The sequence below is a fragment of the Pseudoxanthobacter sp. genome (assembly GCF_036822375.1).
In the GTDB taxonomy this organism is placed as follows: Bacteria; Pseudomonadota; Alphaproteobacteria; order Rhizobiales; family Segnochrobactraceae; genus Pseudoxanthobacter.
The window spans coordinates 1-2,935 of sequence record NZ_DAISHT010000319.1 but is presented as its reverse complement, the minus strand read 5'-3'; the positions used below and the strand labels follow the sequence as shown (position 1 = coordinate 2,935).

The following is a 2,935-nucleotide window of genomic DNA, read 5'->3' as shown; positions in this document are numbered from 1 at the left end:
ACAAGCCCCCGGCCTTTCAGTCTGCATCTATGAGGCTGCCTCAGCCCTCGTAGACGATCAGCAGATCCTTGGCATCGATGGGCGAGCCGACCGACACCAGCACCTCGGCAATCTTGCCGTCGCGCTCGGCGTGCAGCACGGTTTCCATCTTCATCGCCTCGATGGACAGCAGCACGTCGCCGGCCGAAACCGTCTGGCCCGGCTTGGCCGCCAGCGTGGCCACCACGCCCGGCATGGGGGCGGCAACGTGGTTGGGGTTGCCGTCCTCCGCCTTGCGGCGGGCGGCCTTGGCGGCGGCACCGAGGTTGCGGTCCGGCACGCGGATGATGCGCGGCTGGCCGTTCAGCTCGAAGAACACGCGAACCTGACCTTCCTCATCCGCCTCGCCGATGGCCTGGCAGAGGATGACCATCGTCTTGCCCGGCTCCAGCTCGACGAGGATCTCGTCGCCCGCCTCGATGCCGTAGAAATAGACCGGCGTCGGCAGGGTGCTGACCGGCCCGTAGGTCTTGCGGGCCTTGGCAAAGTCGGTGAACACCTTCGGATACATCAGGTAGGACGCGAGATCGTGATCGCTCACGCTCTCCGCGTCGATCTTCTTCGCCAGCCCCGCGCGCTCGGCCTCCAGATCGGCATCGGCCAGCAGCGAGCCCGGCCGCACGGTGATCGGCTCGGCGCCCTTCAGCACCTTCTTCTGCAGCGCTTCGGGGAAGCCCCCCGGCGGCTGGCCGAGATCGCCGCGGAACAGGCCGACGACCGATTCCGGGAACGCCACATCGCGGGTCGGATCCTCGACCTCGGCGGCGGTGAGATCCTGCGACACCATCATCAGCGCCATGTCGCCCACCACCTTGGAGGACGGCGTGACCTTCACGATATCGCCGAACATCTGGTTGACGTCGGCATAGGCCTTGGCCACCTCGTGCCAGCGCGCCTCAAGGCCCAGCGAGCGGGCCTGCTCCTTGAGGTTGGTGAACTGGCCGCCCGGCATCTCGTGCAGAAACACTTCGGAGGCGGGTGCCTGCAGGTTGGCCTCGAAGGCGCGATACTTGGCGCGCACCGCCTCCCAGTAGAACGAGATGCGGCGGATGGCTTCCGGATCGAGCCCGGTGTCGCGCTCGGAGCCCTTCAGTGCCTCCACGATGGAGCCGAGGCAGGGCTGCGAGGTGAGGCCGGAGAAGGCGTCCATCGCCGCGTCCACCGCGTCGACGCCGGCCTCCACCGCCGCCAGCACCGTGGCGGCCGAAATGCCCGAGGTATCGTGGGTGTGCAGGTGCACCGGCAGCCCCACCTCCTCGCGCAGCGCCTTCACCAGCACGCGGGCGCCGGCCGGCTTCAGCAGGCCCGCCATGTCCTTGATGCCGATGATATGGCAGCCCGCCGCCTCAAGCTCTTTCGCCAGCGCGACGTAATATTTCAGGTCGTACTTGCTGCGCTTCGGGTCGAGCAGGTCACCGGTGTAGCAGATGGCGCCTTCGCACAGCTTGCCGGACTCCAGCACCGCGTCGATGGAGATGCGCATGTTCTCCACCCAGTTGAGGCAGTCGAACACGCGGAACAGGTCCACCCCGCCCTCCGCCGCCTGCTTCACGAAGAAGCGCACGACGTTGTCGGGATAGTTGGCATAGCCGACGCCGTTGGAGCCGCGCAGCAGCATCTGCAGCAGAATGTTCGGCGCCCGCTCGCGCACCTTCGCCAGACGCTCCCACGGGTCTTCGGTGAGGAAGCGCATCGCCACATCGAAGGTGGCGCCGCCCCAGCACTCCAGCGACAGCAGCGAGGGCAGAGCGCGCGCATAGGCATCCGCCGCGGCCACGATGTCGTGGGTGCGCATGCGGGTTGCCAGCAGCGACTGATGGGCGTCGCGCATGGTGGTGTCGGTCACCAGCACGCGGTTCTGCTGGCGCATCCATCTGGAAAACGCCACCGGCCCGTCGAGTTCGAGACGCTGGCGGGTGCCGTTGGGAACGGGCCCGTCGCCGAAGCTCGGCAGCACCGGCTTCATGGCATCGGCCGGCGGCCGCGGGCGGCCGCGGGCCTCCGGGTGGCCGTTCACCGTCACGTCGGCGATGTAGTTCAGCAGGTGCGTGCCGCGGTCGCGGCGCTTCACCTGTGCGAACAGCTCCGGCGTCTGGTCGATGAAGCGGGTGGTGTAGGAACTGTCGAGGAACTGCGGATGGGTGATGACGTTCTCAAGAAACGCCAGATTGGTCGCCACGCCGCGGATGCGGAACTCGCGCAGCGCACGGTGCATGCGGCGGATGGCGTCATCCGGGGTCGGCGCCCACGCCGTCAGCTTTTCAAGCAGCGGATCGTAGTAGCGGGTGATGACCGCACCCGAATAGGCGGTGCCGCCGTCGAGGCGGATGCCGAAGCCGGTCGCCCCGCGATAGGCGGTGATGCGGCCATAGTCGGGAACGAAGTTCTGTTCCGGGTCTTCGGTGGTGATGCGGCACTGCAGGGCATGGCCGTTGAGGCGGATGCCGGCCTGCTCCGGCACGCCGGATTCCGGGGTGCCGATCGCCTCGCCCTCAAGGATACGGATCTGCGCCTTGACGATGTCGATGCCCGTGACTTCCTCAGTCACGGTATGTTCGACCTGAATGCGCGGATTGACCTCGATGAAGTAGAAATGACCGGTGTCGGCATCCATCAGGAATTCGACGGTGCCGGCGCCGATATAGTCGACCGCCTTGCCGATCTTCAGCGCATAGCCGGCGATTTCGGCACGCTGCTCGTCGGAGAGATAGGGCGCGGGCGCGCGCTCCACCACCTTCTGATGGCGGCGCTGCACCGTGCAGTCGCGCTCGAACAGGTGCACGAGGTTGCCGTGGGTGTCGCCGAGGATCTGCACCTCGACGTGCCGGGCGCGCTCCACCAGCTTTTCCAGATAGACCTCGTCCTTGCCGAACGCGGCCTTGGCCTCGCGCTTGGC

Annotated in this window: 1 protein-coding gene; it reads right to left on the bottom strand. The window is 67.1% G+C overall.

Annotation, left to right across the window (positions count from 1 at the left end):
* Positions 1-40: 40 nt before the first annotated feature.
* A partial coding sequence (pyc, locus tag V7067_RS17080) for a pyruvate carboxylase (protein ID WP_334177089.1) occupies positions 41-2,935 on the bottom strand: 2,895 nt, incomplete at its 5' end.